General features: G+C 55.3%; 10 protein-coding genes. All 10 read left to right on the top strand.

Annotation, left to right across the window (positions count from 1 at the left end):
- Positions 1-31: 31 nt before the first annotated feature.
- The 10 genes from tssE to tssM all read left to right on the top strand — a co-directional run bounded on the left by tssE (position 32) and on the right by tssM (position 16,191).
- Positions 32-514, top strand: a complete 483-nt coding sequence (gene tssE, locus JOE29_RS00255) for a type VI secretion system baseplate subunit TssE (RefSeq protein WP_010406269.1) — start codon at positions 32-34, stop codon at positions 512-514.
- Positions 514-2,346 carry a type VI secretion system baseplate subunit TssF gene (tssF, locus tag JOE29_RS00250; RefSeq protein WP_170963770.1) on the top strand — a complete coding sequence of 611 codons (1,833 nt, stop codon included), beginning with the start codon at positions 514-516 and terminating at the stop codon, positions 2,344-2,346. The genes tssE and tssF overlap by 1 nt, the downstream gene beginning before the upstream one ends.
- Positions 2,310-3,380, top strand: a complete 1,071-nt coding sequence (tssG, locus tag JOE29_RS00245) for a type VI secretion system baseplate subunit TssG (protein WP_116895822.1) — start codon at positions 2,310-2,312, stop codon at positions 3,378-3,380. The genes tssF and tssG overlap by 37 nt, the downstream gene beginning before the upstream one ends.
- Positions 3,377-5,980, top strand: a complete 2,604-nt coding sequence (gene tssH / locus JOE29_RS00240; RefSeq protein WP_137982852.1) for a type VI secretion system ATPase TssH — start codon at positions 3,377-3,379, stop codon at positions 5,978-5,980. Before tssG ends, tssH begins: the two co-directional genes overlap by 4 nt.
- 79 nt (positions 5,981-6,059) lie before the next feature.
- Positions 6,060-6,770 (top strand): type VI secretion system lipoprotein TssJ, encoded by a 711-nt coding sequence (tssJ, locus tag JOE29_RS00235; RefSeq protein ID WP_003372332.1) that lies wholly within the window; start codon positions 6,060-6,062, stop codon positions 6,768-6,770.
- Positions 6,767-8,110, top strand: a complete 1,344-nt coding sequence (tssK, locus tag JOE29_RS00230; protein ID WP_003372334.1) for a type VI secretion system baseplate subunit TssK — start codon at positions 6,767-6,769, stop codon at positions 8,108-8,110. The genes tssJ and tssK overlap by 4 nt, the downstream gene beginning before the upstream one ends.
- Positions 8,107-8,820: a type IVB secretion system protein IcmH/DotU gene (icmH, locus tag JOE29_RS00225; protein ID WP_010406254.1), complete on the top strand. Its 714-nt coding sequence runs from the start codon at positions 8,107-8,109 to the stop codon at positions 8,818-8,820. The genes tssK and icmH overlap by 4 nt, the downstream gene beginning before the upstream one ends.
- Before the next feature lie 27 nt (positions 8,821-8,847).
- Entirely contained in the window at positions 8,848-12,741 is a 3,894-nt protein-coding gene (locus JOE29_RS00220) for a type VI secretion protein IcmF/TssM N-terminal domain-containing protein (RefSeq protein ID WP_137982851.1), read from the top strand.
- 34 nt (positions 12,742-12,775) lie between these two features.
- Positions 12,776-13,696, top strand: a complete 921-nt coding sequence (gene tagF, locus JOE29_RS00215; protein WP_046265631.1) for a type VI secretion system-associated protein TagF — start codon at positions 12,776-12,778, stop codon at positions 13,694-13,696.
- Positions 13,696-16,191 (top strand): type VI secretion system membrane subunit TssM, encoded by a 2,496-nt coding sequence (tssM, locus tag JOE29_RS00210; protein ID WP_137982849.1) that lies wholly within the window; start codon positions 13,696-13,698, stop codon positions 16,189-16,191. The genes tagF and tssM overlap by 1 nt, the downstream gene beginning before the upstream one ends.
- Positions 16,192-16,208 lie beyond the last annotated feature (17 nt).

Raw genomic sequence — 16,208 nt, 5'->3', positions numbered from 1 at the left:
CCTACTTCATCAGCCAGGGAGGCATAGTTGAATGAGTCGTTCTCCTCAATTAGTACCTACGCTACTTGATCGCCTGCTTGATGATGCTCCTCATCAAGCGAGCGAGGCGGTTTCCAAACGCCTCTGCTCGTTAGGCGAATACAAGGCCAGCCTGATCAGAGATCTCGAGACACTGGTTAATACACGTCAGTGCCTCGTTGCATCGAGACTCGATGACTATCCGGAGTTGGCGGGAACGATTCTTGAATATGGCATGCCCGACTTTACCAGCAAAGGCGTGCTCAACCCTGAAGACCGACGCCTTATACAGGCTCAACTGGAGCGCGCTATCACAGTCGGTGACCCACGTTTTCGCGCTGTAAAAGTGCAATTGCTTAACCAGCAGATTGGTCACCGCATGCTTACTTTTCGGGTTGACGCAGTGCTGCATCTTCAGGATGCGACGCGTCAGGTTTCCTTCGACGCGGTGTTGCAAGTCAATACCCAGGAATACAAAGTGCAGAACCTCAATTGATTCTCGACGATCTGCTGCCTTATTACGAAAAGGAGCTCTCGCACCTGCGCTTTCTTGGGCAGGAGTTTGCGCGTGAGTACCCGAAAATTGCGTCGCGGTTACTCATCGAAGGTGACAACTGCGAGGATCCCCATGCCGAGCGCTTGATTGAGGGCTTCTCGTTTCTGGCGGCTCGCATACACAAGAAGCTTGATGACGAGTTTCCCGAAATTGTCGAAGCCTTTCTTGAAGTACTTTACCCACACTACCTACGCCCGACGCCCGCATTATCCATCGCGGAATTCAGTAGTGGGACAACCTCTACGCTGACTGCCTGCTACACCATCGAGCGGCATACGGAGATAAGTTCCAAGACCGTAGAGGGCGTGGCTTGCAAGTTCAGAACCTGCTACCCGGTTGACCTGTGGCCTATCGCGGTGCGCGATGCATCGTTTGTCGAACTGGAACGCTCTGCTTTCAATGGGCACAGTGCGGATCTGGTGGCCTGCCTGAAAATTGGCCTGACCGCCACTACCCATCTCCATTTCGGCCAACTGGACATTGAGACGCTGCGCTTTTTCCTCGACGGCGAAAGCACGCTGATGCTGCAATTGTACGAGCTGCTATTCAACAATTTGGCCAAGGCCACTGTGAGTTTTACAGAACAGGGAAAACGCCGGGAAATCGGTTTGCCACAAGGTGCGTTGAAAGCGGTTGGTTTTGAGCGCGATGAAGGCCTGGTGGATTACTCGGAGCGCTCGTTTCTCGGGTACAGGCTGCTGCACGACTACTTTACGTTTCCGGACAAATTCATGTTCGTCGATATTGGAGGGTTCAAGAGAAGCCTGGCTGATCGAGACCTCAAAGATATCGAGATCAACTTCTATTTTGCCCATTACGAAATGGGCGATCGGCTTGCGCGGCTTGCACAAAATCTGGGGCGCAATAATTTCAAACTCGGCTGCACCCCGATTATCAACCTGTTCAAACAACAGGCCGAGCCGGTCAAGCTTACTCATACACGGCACGAATACGCCGTTACCCCCGATGTCAGGCTGCAGGGACATGCAGAAGTAGTCTCCATCGACCGCGTACAGCGGGTCAAAAAAATAGCCGGTACTGACACCGTCAGCGAGTGCAACCCGTTTTTCGAGCCTAGAGGTGACCTGGGGCCAGACGCCTGCTATTGGATCGGCCGGCGACGCCCCTCCAGACACGGCAAGCAGGGCGGCACAGAAATGGTTATACGAGTCGTGGATCGCGAACTCGATCTGATCGACGCAGGTAGTGATTCGTTGAGCATATCCCTGACTTGCAGTAACCGGGACTTACCGCAGTTGCTCAGTTACGGAGGCAGCCAGAGCGACTTCATATTTGAAAATGATGGTGTGGTCGACGGTATCCGGCTATTGCGCAAACCTACAGTGACAGCGCGCGTGCCCCTGGGCGACGGCTTGATCTGGCGGCTGATTTCTCACTTGTCCCTGAACCACATGTCGCTGGTGTCACAGGGCAAGGAAGTGCTTCAGGAAATGCTGAGCCTCTACAACTATCGACGCGGACTGGCAGTTAGAAAGCAAATCAGCGGAATCCTGTCGATCAAGAGTGAGGCTGTTGTCGTGCGTATCGGCCACCCCCGTCCTAACTTCGTGCGTGGGGTAGGCATCACCCTGGAACTAGACGAAAGCCAATACATCGGCAGCGGCGTATTTCTGTTCGGCAAAGTCCTTGATCACTTTTTCGGACAGTACTGCACCGTCAACAGTTTTACCCAACTTACCCTTCGTACCCGCCAGCGGGAAAAGAGAATTGTGCAATGGCCACCCAGAACGGGCGATCAACCTCTGGTCTGATCGATCAGGCACGCGCAGAGCCTTACCGGTTTGAGTTTTTCCAACTGGTCAGGTTGCTGCGTCTGCATTACAGCAGAGCAGGACGTATTGATCCCGAAGCGCGCCCGCATGAGGACCCGCTGCGTTTTCGTACTCAGCTGTCGCTGAACTTTCCCGTGAGCGAAGTCAGCGATCTCAAATTCGAGCGCTTCGAGGATTCGACTGCTGCTGAACAGGCATTGACCGAAGTGCAGGTAACGTTTATGGGGTTGATAGGGCCCTCAGGAGTACTGCCCCGTCCTTACACTGAAATGCTCATGAACCGGCATATTCAGCAGCGGGACGATGGTGCCCATGCGTTTCTGGATGTGTTCTCTCATCGCATGATCGCTCTCTTCTATCAGTCATGGCAGAAATACAAGTTTCACATCGAACATGAGCGCAAGGGTTCATCGGATTTTGAGCGCTATATGCTCAATTTGGTGGGTTTTGGCAAGCAAAGCCAGAAGCGAAAATTTGGCGCGAGCGGCTCACCTGTTCGACAGGAGTTATTCACCTACTTCTCGGGATTGTTCACCCAGCGGCCTCGTAATCCGCACAACCTGGAAGTGATGTTGAGCTTCTACTTCGGTCAACCCTTTTCACTGCGCCCCTTTGCCGGACGCTGGCTGAAACTTGAACCGGAGCAGTGCTCGCAGCTGGGACGTGCCAATGCAACGCTCGGTGAAAGCGCGGTGGCTGGCAATCGCGTATGGGACTACCAATCCTGCGTGCGTATCGACATTGGTCCGTTGGATCTCGCTGAATACAAGCGTTTTCAACCAGGTAATGACGACTATAGAAAACTGGTTGATGTGGTGCGTTTCTACCTCGGTCCCACCCTTGACTTTGAACTTGCTCCGCAGCTCAAGCCTGAGGCGATCCCTCTGGCGCGTCTAGGCCGTAACACAAACACAGCGCTGGGCTGGCTTGGCTGGCTAAAACGGCCTGGCGAGAAAGTAAATCCGTCACGTTGCGCTGTTTTCCGTATTCCTTTTGATGGGGTCGCCCTGTGAACCTTAAGTCACTCTTTGCCAAGCTCAATGACACCTGCCGCAATGCGACCGAAAGCGCCGCTGCGCTGTGCCTCGCGGAACGTCACTACGAAGTCGATATCGAGCATGTATTGCTGCAGCTTCTTGAAGGCGACGATAACGACCTGCTGCCGATCTTGCGTCATTACGATGTAGTGATAGAGCGTCTGCAGTCGCAGTTGGCGAGTGCCATGAGTGACTTCAAGACAGGGAATACTCGCACCCCCGCGTTGTCCCCGCACATAACCCAACTGATCGAGCGGGCTTGGGTATTGGCTTCGATCGAATATGGCCAAAGCCTTATCCGAAGCGGCTTTTTGCTACAGGCTTTGCTCGACGACAAGGAACTGCGTCGAGTCATAGCCGCGTCAGCTCCTGAACTGGAAAAGATCAATGTTGACGATTTGAAAGCCAATCTCGAGGACTTCATTTCAGCCAGCAGCGAGTCACAGCAAAGCGCTTCTTTGCCAGCGGGAAACGATACTCCTCGACCGGCAACCAAGGGCAACGGCAAGACTCCTGCCCTGGATCAATATACTGTGGACCTTACCCGCAGCGCGCGGGAAGGACGTATTGATCCGGTACTGGGACGCGAATTCGAAGTGCGCCAGATGGTCGATATCCTCACCCGTCGGCGGCAGAACAATCCGATTTTGACGGGAGAAGCAGGTGTCGGTAAAACCGCAGTAGTTGAGGGCCTGGCATTGCGTATTGCTCTGGGCGATGTGCCAACGCCACTCAAGGATGTCGCTATTCATACACTCGATCTGGGCCTGCTGCAGGCAGGAGCCGGGATTAAGGGCGAATTCGAGAACCGTCTCAAATCGGTGATTGAAGAAACAAAGCGCAGCGTGCATCCAATCATTCTTTTTATCGATGAAGCCCATACGCTGATTGGCTCAGGTGGCCAGGCAGGACAGAACGATGCGGCCAACCTCCTCAAACCAGCCTTGGCGCGCGGCGAACTGCGGACTATTGCCGCCACTACGTGGGCCGAGTACAAAAAATACTTCGAGAAGGATGCTGCCCTCGCCCGCCGCTTTCAGGTCGTAAAAGTAGAGGAGCCGGAAGAAGATCAGGCAATCTACATGTTGCGTGGCCTCTTGGAAAAAATGCAGGAGCACCATCGGGTAGCGGTCATGGACGAAGCGCTCGTCATGGCTGTCCGCCTGTCCAATCGCTACATCACAGGCAGGCAATTGCCGGACAAGGCCGTCAGCGTACTGGATACCGCCTGCGCGCGTGTCGCGCTAGGCCAGACATCACAGCCCGGCATGCTGGAAGATTGCCGGCGCATGATTGACAACCTGCGCACTGAAATATCTCTGCTGGAAAAGGAACAGATCAAAGGCAGCGACCATCAGCGCCGACTTGCTCAACTCGGTGCAGAACTGACCGACGCCGAGAAACGCGAACAGGAACTGGTCACACAGTGGCAACGCGAATTGGAACTGGTCAAACAGTTGCACGAACTTAGCGAACAGACCACAGGGCAGGACCACCGCACCGAGCTTGCCGACCTACGGGCCGAGCTTGCAAAAGTTCAGGGTGAGCAGCCATTGGTGCATGCGCTGGTAGACGGGGCCACCATTGGTGAAGTGATCTCCGGCTGGACGGGTATCCCACTGGGCAAAATGCTGCGCGACGAGATTGATACCGTCCAGCGCTTACCTGCACTGCTGGCCGAACGCGTTCTTGGTCAGGACCATGCTCTGCATGAAATAGGCAAACGCATCAAGATTTCCCGTGCGCGCATGGAAGACCCTAATAAGCCAATCGGCGTATTTCTATTGCTTGGCCCAAGCGGTGTTGGCAAAACGGAAACCGCGCTGGCATTGGCCGATACGCTGTACGGCGGTGAACGCAATGTCATCACGATCAATATGTCCGAGTATCAGGAAGCCCACACTGTCTCCAGTCTCAAGGGCTCACCGCCGGGCTACGTCGGATACGGCGAAGGCGGCGTACTGACTGAAGCTGTGCGTCGCAAACCCTACAGCGTCGTATTACTGGATGAAGTCGAAAAGGCCCATCCGGACGTGCTCGAACTGTTTTTCCAAGTATTCGACAAAGGCGTACTGGATGACGGCGAAGGACGCGAAATCAACTTCCGCAACACGGTGATTATCCTCACGTCCAATGTCGGCACCGAACACATCATGCAGACGTGCCTCGGAGTCAGCGAGCTACCCGCCCCCGCCCAGATCGTCGAAGACCTGCGCGACCAGCTCAACAACGTTTTCAAACCTGCATTTCTCGGGCGCTTGAGTATTGTTCCGTATTACCCGGTACAGGACGCCGTGCTCGAGCGCATTGTCGGTCTGAAGCTAGCGCGTATCCGTGCGCGTTTCGAACGAAATCATCAGGCCTCTTTAGAGTTCAGCCCGGAGCTGGTGCCCACGATTGCCGCGCGCTGCACGGAAGTCGACAGCGGAGCCCGGAACATCGACAACATCCTGTCCGGCACATTGATGCCTGAATTGGCAGAGCACGTGTTGGCACGTATGGCAGAAGACAAACCCGTCAATAGCATGAGCATCGGCCTTGATGAGGCCGGAGGCTTTTCGTACACCGTGGCGTAGACGACAACCGGGATCCGGATGAGATTCAGCGTCGCCCGAATTGCCGGGCGTCGATAGGAAGTGTTTCAGGAGCAGCAAAATGGGCAGGTATTTGGGTGTTTTGATTATGTTGCTAGGGCTGACCGCCTGCGGCATCACTGACCGTGTAGGCAAGCGAGTCGATGACACATGGGCAGGCGACATGCTGTTCAGCAGCGATGAAAAGATCGTTCTGACCGTGGACGGCGGCAACCAGTTGAACCCCAATACCTCCGGCATGCCTTTGTCCGTCGTGACCAGGGTTTATCAGCTGACCTCACTGGACAAGTTCAACAGCGCGGACTCAAACACGCTGCTGGACCACCCCGAACAAGTGCTCGGCAACACCGTGCTCGATACCCGCGAACTCGTGGTTTTGCCCGGGATGGGTCAGGTCCAGACCTGGCCACTCGCCAAGGAAGCACGGTACATCGCAGTAGCGGCCTTCTTTCGTGATGACAGCGGCGGCCGCTGGAAAATGGCATTCAATGCAGACGCGTTTCGCAAGGACGGGATTCTGTTTTCATCCGAGGGCGGCCGCGTGCTTTTGGACGTGAACCGCATCAGTGCCGAGCGAGGGCAAGATGTGCTGCAGATGCCCGAAGAACAAATCATCGCGCCATTACAGCCAGCCCAGCCAGAGCATACGGAGCCTGGGCTTATGGAGCGCATGCAGTCAAAGGCCGCCGAATCTGCAGAAGACGCTGCCAACAATTCTATTAAGAAGTCGCTGAGCAATACATTTGACTCAGCTCTGGAAGGTGCTAAATGAGTAAAAAGAGCCGTGTGATGTGGTCAGAGGGCATGTTCCTTCTGCCACAGCACTTCCAGTATCAGGATGAGTTCCACCAGAACCAGCTGGCTCAGGCGACACTGCGCTCGTCACCATTTCATTGGGGCGTGCAGCTTCTGGAAGTGGATGAGCAAGCCTTGGTCAACGGAGTGCTGCAACTCAAGCGGCTACAGATGGTTTTCCCGGACGGCTCGCTCTTTGACGCACCGCAGCATGACCCGCTGCCTGCTGCGCGCGATTTGAAAGATGTGCAGCACGGTTCGGAGCTGAAAGTGTATGCGGCGTTGAAATTGGCTGAACCGTACAGTGCCAATTACCTGGACGAAGGTGAAGAGCGCAAAGGCGCACGTCGCTACCGTAAAGCATTTGATATGTTGCCTGATATCAATGAAGGCGAGCTGGAAAACGAAATTACCAGCCTGCGACTTAATGTGGTGCTGCTGATCGATGGTGATTCACTCGATGGCTACAGCTATTGCCCGCTGACCCTGCTTCAGCGCAACAACATTAATGGATTTAGCCTGGACACTCAGTTCATTCATCCTGCCCTGCACATCGGGTCGCATGAAACGTTGCTGAAAATTGCCCAGCGCCTGCTCGCACTTCTGCAGAGCAAGAGCGAAACACTGTCTGGCCGCCGCCGGGAAAGAGCTGACCAGATCGCTGAATTCGGGTCTAGCGATGTCAGCCTGTTCTGGCTGCTTTATACCGTCAATCGCGCGTATCCAGGTCTTGCTCACCTGCTTCAGCATCCGAGGCTGCACCCAGAGCAGTTGTATCGCTTTCTGGCTGAGCTGGCGGGCAGTCTGCTGACTTTTTCCCTGAGCGCACAGCTCAATGATATCCCTGCCTACGATCATCATGATCCCGCCACTTCGATGATAAAGCTCGACAGGCTGGTTCGCGAACTGCTCAACAGTGTTGTGCCCAACCAATATATTCCGATCAGCCTGGAACAGACTCGTACGTCCTATTTTGTGGGCCGCCTGAACGATCCACGCTTGAGTGAGGCTGACTTTTACATTGCGGTTCATGCAGACATGCCAGGTGCTCAGGTTCTTGAACTGGTACCACGTGCCTTCAAGGTCGGCTCGCCGGAAGACATTGAGGTAGTGGTTAATACGGCAATGCCGGGGGCGGCGCTCAGTCACTGTGTGCGAACCCCAAATGCCATTCCCGTTCGTCTGGACAACCAATACTTCTCGATCGAACCCCATGGCCGGGTCTACGAACGCATGATGAAAGCTAACGCCATCGCGTTCTATGTGCCCAGCGCATTTAAAAATCTCAAGCTTGAACTGATGGCGGTGCTCAAATGAATGATGCCGTGATGCAAGGCGGCGTTACTGCCCCAGCGCAAACACTGACACTCAAGGATATGGTCAAGGACTTCATGACCATGGCGCTGATGATTCGTCGCGGAAGCAAGGTGCGCGACGTCTCAAGGCTGCGTGCCAGCGTCGACGAATTCTTTCCCGCGCTTGAGCGGGATGCGCGTCGTGCCAACTACAGCGTCGAACAAGTCAGGGATGCGCAATACGCGCTATGTGCGTTTCTGGATGAAAGCGTCTTGAATGCCGGGCAGAGTGAAATACGTAATCAGATTGAAGTTAATCCACTGCAATTTCAATATTTTGGCGTGCATTTGGCTGGTCAGGGTTTCTTCGAGAAACTCGAAGCATTGCGTACTGACGTGAAACGCAACCTTGATGTCCTTGAGGTTTATCACCTGTGCCTGGCACTGGGCTTTGAAGGCAAATACAGCCTCGAGAAGAAAGATCAACTTCGTTACATCGCCAATACCCTGGGGCAGGACATCGCTCGTTACCGAACCCCGCGCAAAGCGCTTTCCCCAGATTGGGCACTGCCCGATCAAGTGTCTCAGATGTTCCGTTATGAAGTCCCCTTGTGGCTCTACCTGGTACTCATCGCACTGATATGCGGTGCCGTTTACCTGACCCTGGACTGGCTTCTGGGCAAAGAGGTGGCAGCACTGGCCGAACAGGTCCGTCAGCTGTTCGGCGTTTAATTCAGTTACGGATCCGGTCAGGAAGACATGAAAGCATTATTGCGTTGTTTAAAAAATTTCTGGTTTGCACTGGCACTCCTGTGGACAGTCGGTTTGCTCGCCTGCTGGCTGGCACTCCCGCGCTGGAATTTCACGCGGGAAAACATTTACGTGGCCATGGCGCTGATCAGTGCCTTCTGCCTGCTGCTTATTGTGCTGCGTCAGTACCGCAGAATTCGCGCCGAACAGAACATCGAAAGCCTGGTGCAACTGGAGGTAGACCGGTCGTTAGGGGCCGAGGGCGAGTTTCGTGACCAACACGTACTGCGCGAGCGCCTCAAACACGCTATATCGATGCTGCGCTCATCGCGCTCTGCGGGCGGCGGCGGAGCATCTGCGCTTTCTGATCTGCCATGGTATCTGGTCGTCGGCATGTCAGCATCGGGCAAGACCTCGCTACTGACACGCTCAGGTCTGTCAGCGACCATTGCCGGAGCCCAGGCGAGCGGCATGGACAGCGGGACTCAGCACTGCGACTGGTATTTCAGTCCTGACGCAGTCTTGATTGATACTGCGGGCCGCTACTTGCGCGATGACCAGTCAGCCAGCGAGTTCGCCTCGTTCCTAAAGCTACTGCGCAAGCAACGCGCCAAACCCGCCGTTAACGGGTTGATTCTGGTGGTGAGCCTGCCAGAGATTGTCTCTGCTACCTTGGCCGAACGCGAAGCCCTGGCTGCCCGTCTGGTTTCTCGTATTGATGAATACAGCGAATGCCTGGGTGTTAACCCTCCGCTTTATCTGATGCTCAGCAAGACAGATCTGCTGCCAGGCTTCAACCAAGCCTTCGACGGCATGGACACTGCACAACGCCAGCAGCCTCTGGGCATGACGTTCGCCTTGTCGGATGTGCGCGCCAAAGGCCTGCGCGCCGTCATGGAAACCAAGTTTGCCCATTTGCTGGAGAGCGTGCGACACCACGTGGATACTCAGCTGATTATCGGGGGCAAAACCGCCAGCGCCGAGCTGCTGCAATTTCCCAATTACTTTGCCGAACTGTCGACCGTTATCTCTGGTTTTCTTGACCAGTTCGAACGCTCAGCGCAAGGGCATACGCCTCCTATCGTGCGAGGCGTCTATTTCACCAGCGCCCTGCAGACAGATGAGCAGTTGCCACCTGTCTATGAGGATGCTCTTGGAGATTACTACGCGCTTGAGCCCAAAGAGCATCCGATACACAGCGATATACGTAGAAAGATAGGCGACAAGAGCTACTTTATTACTGAGACATTTCGTCAGGTAGTGTTCCCGGATCGCAATCTGAGCCTTTACTACTCACGCCTGGGCCGCACACGATCCTTGACCCCTGCATTGATCGCGTTAGCGGCTTTGGCAGGTATAGGCTTGATCGCGTGGGAGGCGGTTTCTTATAACAAAAACCGTGAAATGCTGGCGGGCATCGCAAACGAATTGACACAGCTTGAGACTGCAGCCGATCGGTCAGATCGGCTGCGCTCGGGACAGGCGATGGAAACATTGCGTGTTTACCTTAGCGAGTTCGAAGGATACGGCAATCACGGCGTACCCTTCGCGTTGGGCGCAGGCCTGTACAGCGGCGATGATCTGCTGATCCCGCTGCGTGAGGCGTACCTGCAGCAGCTATGTACCCAAGCGCTGGAGCCCATCGGCAAGTACTTGCAGGTGCAACTGCGCGAGCTTAACCAGTTTGCTCAGACGGTGGATCGGAGCCCACTGGCGCCTACCGATAAACGTCGCTCGGCCAAGTCCCCGTTAAAAAAACCGGCAAAAACACCGAGCATCAGCGCGTTGAAAGCGACTGTCAGCCTTCCGCGTAACAGCGCAGATCTGACCGGACAGTTACGCTCGGGCGTCAACGAGGCAGGTGAAGCCGGGCGTCGCAGAACGCTGGATGCTCTTCGCGATAACGCCAAGTCCGAATCAACTACGGATCTTGCCGAAGACACCGCACTGACTGCCGGGTTGTCACTGTCGGAAGACAGCCTCAGCCGGCTGACAGAGCAACAAGTGTCTTCAGTGATCAAGGCTTACAGCGCACTTAAGCTGTACTTGATTCTGTCGCGTCCGGATGAACACCGCGATGCCGAATTCGTTGCTGATGAACTTCCTCAAGCCTGGGCACTGGCGGCGCAGGCAGAGGGCCAGGAGATCAGTCCAGCACTGATTGAAGCCAATACCGCGATGTACGTGCGCTACCTGCAACAAGGTACCGCGCCAGCGCTGCGACGTAATGAGCAACTGGTCAACGAAACACGGCAGAGCCTGCGTTCCTTCATGATCGCCAGTTCTCTGGTTGATCGTGAGTATCTGCGCCTTCAGCTGGAGTCGAGCCGTCAGTTCCCGTCGCTTACGCTATCGGACATGGTGCCCGCAGCCGGACGTGATCAGTTATTTTCGGCGGAAGCAGTACCTGCCATTTACACCCGACAAGGTTGGGAAGAGTTTCTGCAGCCCGAACTGATCAAGTTGCTGTCAGGCAACCTGCGCAACGACAGTGACTGGGTACTCGATAGCGAAGGCAGCAATGGCATGGTTCAGAAAGCCAACTTCGTGCGTGAGCTGATGGCTCGCTACAAAGCCGACTACGCAGATGCCTGGTTCAGGATGCTCAGAGGCGTAGGTGTGCGTCATTTCACCGACATGGCCAATGCTACCGAGCGTTTATCAGTGCTTAGCGACGTGCAGAACTCTCCCGTCAAGAGTCTATTGCACGCCGTGAACCAGAACACGTCGTGGGACTTGCCCAAAGTCAACTCTGCGGCGTCTCCGAATAAAGCGGACGACGGGTTCTGGAGCGGCATCAAAGGCACCTTCAGTACTCAGAGCGAGCAAGCCGAAAGCCTGGTAGTGACATTGCCACGTGTCGACGATGGGAGTCTGGCAAAACGCTTCGAACCCGTCGCACGCCTGTTCGCAACGCAAAATGCAGAGGGCGCGGACAGCACGGTGATGGATCGATATCTGGCAGCGTTACGCAAGCTCAAAGTGCGTTTGACCAACATTCAGCGATCGCAGGATGTCGGCAAGAACAGCAAGCTATTGATCAGCGAAACACTGGAAGGACAGCCGTCCGAAGTTACACAGGTACGCAACTACATCGAGACCAGCGTCGATACCAGCGAAGGAGGCCTGTCGAACTCCTTGCAACGCCTGTTCAACTCGCCACTGCAGTTTGCCTGGGAAACACTTCGCGACCCGGCTGGCCAACAGATCGCAAAAGCATGGTCGCAGGATGTCGCCCGCCCCTGGAAACAGGTCATGGCTTACCGGTACCCCATTGTGGCTGGCAGTGAAAACGAGGCATCAGTCAAGGATTTGCAGCGTTTCGTCGATCCTGAAACAGGTTTGCTGCCCGCGTTCAAACGCAACGAAATCGGCAACCTCGCCGGCGGCGAAGGATTGGGCATGGGTACAGGCGGCAACGCTGCGCCTCTGGTCAATACACGCATGATTGACAGCATCGACAAGGCCAGCTCGGTAGGACAGGTCATCGCCAGTTTGTCTGATCGTGAAAACGGCTTCGAAATCATGCTGGAGCCATCGGCTCGTTACACGGACATCATTTTCACGCTCGACGGACAGGAACAGCATTATCGAAACGGTCGTACCAGTTGGAACCGGTTCTCCTGGCCGGGTACCTCCAACGCACCGGGGGCACGTCTGGATGTAGTGACTCTGGAAGGCCAACGCATCACTGTTTTCGACTACCCGGGCCGTTGGGGCTTGCTGAAGATGAACGACAGTGCTCGCGTCACCGATCTGGACACGGTTCAGCAACGTTTCAGCTGGCAGTCGGCCGCCGGGCCGGTAAGCCTGGTCGTTCGTAACTATGGCGGCGTCAAAATGACTGACCTGGCACAGGTCAAATCATTGAGCGTGCTTAACGACCCTGGGCAGAAAAACTGATTATGGCAAGCCATCGCAGAGGGGGCACAGCCTGATGATCGGATGTTTTGGCAAAGTGCCCGCGAGTGCCGACTTCGTCAGTTTGAACGGAGCCCTGCCTGAGGTATGTGAGTTCGATCTGTGGCTACAAAACAGTCTGGGACGCATGCAGACGCGTGAGGATTGGCGGGAATTGTTTGATGAGTTGCCCGTGTGTTTTTTCTCATACCGCAGTCGCAATGGACAGTGGCTGCTGGGTGGATTCATAAGCTCGCGGGACGCCAGCGGCAGACGTTATCCATTTATGGTGTTTCAAAGCATAAAGGTGGACTCCAGCGACCCGTTCACCAATCCGCACACGTTGTGCGAATTGTTCGCCGGGCAGATCAAACCGCTTCTCATGCAGGGCGCGCAAGGGGCGGATATAGAGCAGATTTTTGCTCGACTCAGAACCATGCGTCTGTGGACCGCCAAGGACTTGGATCTCTATCGACGTGTGCATGACAAGTTTCTTATGGACTTTAACCTGCGTGATGTGTCGCGGCCACTGCGACACAGCTATCCGGAGTTCGGTACCCAGTCGGGGCTGGCCAGCCTTTACAAACTGCGCAAGGCCATGAGGAACAATGAGCCGCCCGCAATAAGCCTGCCTCTGCCAGCAGAGAGCGGCCTGAAGCGCCCGATGGCTGACTTGTGGTGCACATTGCTGTCACGTCTGCGCGGCAAAACGGGCATGCCGGATGTCAGCGTGCTGGTAGACAGCTTTATGCGCCCAGGGCTGCTGTGCTTTCCGTCGCGTGGAAACAGTGAAATGTATCGGATGTTGACCGGTATCGCTGCATCCGAGGACCGCTACAACCTGCTGGATCCTTTACCGGAGCCCGCGTCTGCCGCCTCGCTTGTGTTGCCTGCCGATCACCTTGCATTGAACGACTTTATTGAGCGTTTTATAGACGCTCGGGATGAACAGTATTGATGAACAGGCTCAAATATTACTTTCTCAAGTACCAGCCATATGTTCTGGGGATTGCGTTCTTCCTGGCCATCTTCCTGGTGTGGTCGCTCGGTGTAGCGATGGGGTTTTCCTCCCTTCACAGCCTGCTGGCCGGGATAGGAGTGTTTCTGTTGCTATCGGCTGGTTATGTCCTTTTCATGGGACGAAGCCACGCACCGCGCCACGACCTTGAAGCGCTTCTACGTGATGACGCCGATCAGGCCGTGTTGAATTCCAGCCCGCAGGATCGCGAGGAAGTCAGCCTGCTACGCGAGCGCCTGCTGCAAAGCATCGAGCGCCTGCAGGGCAATTCAGGGAAGAACGCATCCAGTAAGGACGCACTCTATGCCCTGCCCTGGTACCTGGTAATCGGCCAGCCCGCGTCCGGCAAAAGCACCATGCTGTATCAGTCCGGATTGAATTTTCCCTATGCGGAGCGCGAAGGCGCACGCGTCGCAGGACTAGGCGGCACTCGCAACTGTGACTGGTTTTTCAGTTCTGAAGCAGTGTTACTGGACACTGCCGGCCGCTATATGGATAACCAGGAAGAGGCTGGCAAATGGCGTGCGTTTTTAAGTCTGCTTCGACAACACAGGCAACGACGCCCGCTGAACGGCCTGATCGTCGCAGTGAGTGTAGAGGATGTTCTGAAGTCAACGCCCGACAGCCTCGAACGTCTTGCCAAGCGCCTGCGCGAACGCATTCAGGAAGCGCATGATCTGCTTGAGCTGCGCCTGCCTATCTATCTGGTGTTCACCAAATGCGACCTGATACCAGGCTTCACTCACTTCTATCGCCAGCTCGATAACCAGACTCGTGGCGAAGTAATGGGCAAGACATTTGCTCACGAAGGTTTCAGGCAGTCCGATTGGGGTAAGCGCTTCACTGCGGCAATGGGCGAATTGGTAGACCATTGGCAGCAAATTGCCGATCAGCAATTGGTGCAACAGGACATTCAGCTGACCAGACAGGACCCGGCGGCGTATCGCTTCCCTCTGGAACTGACAGCGCTCAAACCATTGCTTGAGACTTTTGTTACCGACTTGCTCAGAGCGAACCCGTATCAGAGTGCCGAGCTGCTCCGCGGCTTCTATTTCACCAGTGCACTCGACGCTGATAAAGCTACGCAGGGATTGTATGCACAGCATATCACCGAGCGCTTTGCGCTGGCCGACTCGTCAGCCGAACTGCCGGTTACCGGGCAGACGCAGCCGATGTTTATCAATAGCCTTTTTCAGAAGGTCATTATCCCTGATCAACATCTTGTGGCGCTGTACACCAGCAATCGCAGCGAAACCCGGCGCAAAGGTATATGGATCGGCACAGCCGCATTGGCAGGCTTGCTGCTTTGTGTAGGCTGGGGCGTTTCGTACAGCAATAACAAAGCAGCCATCCAGGCAATTTCCGGCGGGCTGGTCGCAGCACAGCAAAAAGACGAACACACCAGCGGCCAATACACCCAATGGCAGACACTGGATCAACTGCGGCAGACTTCATCAGATCTTTATACCCGTCACCACGGTGGCGGCGTACCGCTGAGCATGCGTCTGGGGCTGTACAAGGGTTATGACGTGGAGCCCTATGTACGTCAGCGCTATTTCGCACGTCTTGAAAGCGTAATGCTCAAACCGACTGCCGATAACCTGACCCGCTCGTTGTACCTGTTGAGCAGTATCAAGATATACCAGCGCAACGCGCCGACGCTTACAACCGTGACAGGAATCGACAGCGTCGAGCCGCGCGCGCTCCCTGTGGATAACCGCGCGCAGTCAGTTGCGACCTTTGGCAAGACCACGCTGGACACCTACTTGATGCTGTCCAAGGCGCAACGTGAGCAAGCCGATCCTGCGGTATTAAAGGCTCGCATTCCTGATTACTGGTATCCGGCGATCTACAAGCAGGTTCAACGCGATACAAACGTGTCAGCTCAAGCTGCTGGCGAGGTCGATGACTATCAGTTTGCCGGGCGTCAGATAGCATTCTATAGCGATCAGATCCGTGAACTTGACGTACCACGCATTCTCAACAATGCATTCTTGATCTCCAGCTCGCGCAATTACATAAATAGCCTGCTCTCACAGTCGTTGCGCGCTATCGAAACCATCACGCTGGAGTCCGACACCCTGTTTGCGTTTGGCCGCGCGGACTTTCAAAGCCTTGAGCTTGCCGGGCAACGCCAGTTGAGCGCCATCGCCGGGAAACTGCTGAACACACCGAACGTGGGCAAGATCGTGATCACTGGCCACGCAGACCAGATTGGCGATGCGCAGAGCAACCTGCAGGTATCCAGACAGCGCGCGCAAACCATCAAAACCTACCTGGTAGGTAAAGGCTTGCCGAGCGAACTGGTCGACGCGGTCGGCGAAGGCAGCAATAAACCACTGGTGCATTGCGACATGCAGATGCCACGCGCCGAGCTCATCCACTGCCTCGAGCCCAACAGACGAGTCGAAATCGAGGTGCGTGCGCTTAACTGAGCCGCCCCCAAGGTAAA

The sequence above is a fragment of the Pseudomonas sp. PvP009 genome, from assembly GCF_017832995.1.
GTDB lineage: Bacteria > Pseudomonadota > Gammaproteobacteria > Pseudomonadales > Pseudomonadaceae > Aquipseudomonas > Aquipseudomonas syringae.
Note: the sequence above shows the minus strand (reverse complement) of the source record. Positions and strands in the feature narration are given on the sequence as shown.

Excerpts from the sequence above, each read along its gene's own strand:
- tssE (WP_010406269.1), top strand. The coding sequence starts at position 32 with ATGAGTCGTTCTCCTCAATTAGTACCTACGCTACTTGATCGCCTGCTT.
- tssG (WP_116895822.1), top strand. The coding sequence starts at position 2,310 with ATGGCCACCCAGAACGGGCGATCAACCTCTGGTCTGATCGATCAGGCA.
- tssJ (WP_003372332.1), top strand. The coding sequence starts at position 6,060 with ATGGGCAGGTATTTGGGTGTTTTGATTATGTTGCTAGGGCTGACCGCC.
- tssK (WP_003372334.1), top strand. The coding sequence starts at position 6,767 with ATGAGTAAAAAGAGCCGTGTGATGTGGTCAGAGGGCATGTTCCTTCTG.
- icmH (WP_010406254.1), top strand. The coding sequence starts at position 8,107 with ATGAATGATGCCGTGATGCAAGGCGGCGTTACTGCCCCAGCGCAAACA.
- JOE29_RS00220 (WP_137982851.1), top strand. The coding sequence starts at position 8,848 with ATGAAAGCATTATTGCGTTGTTTAAAAAATTTCTGGTTTGCACTGGCA.
- tagF (WP_046265631.1), top strand. The coding sequence starts at position 12,776 with ATGATCGGATGTTTTGGCAAAGTGCCCGCGAGTGCCGACTTCGTCAGT.
- tssM (WP_137982849.1), top strand. The coding sequence starts at position 13,696 with ATGAACAGGCTCAAATATTACTTTCTCAAGTACCAGCCATATGTTCTG.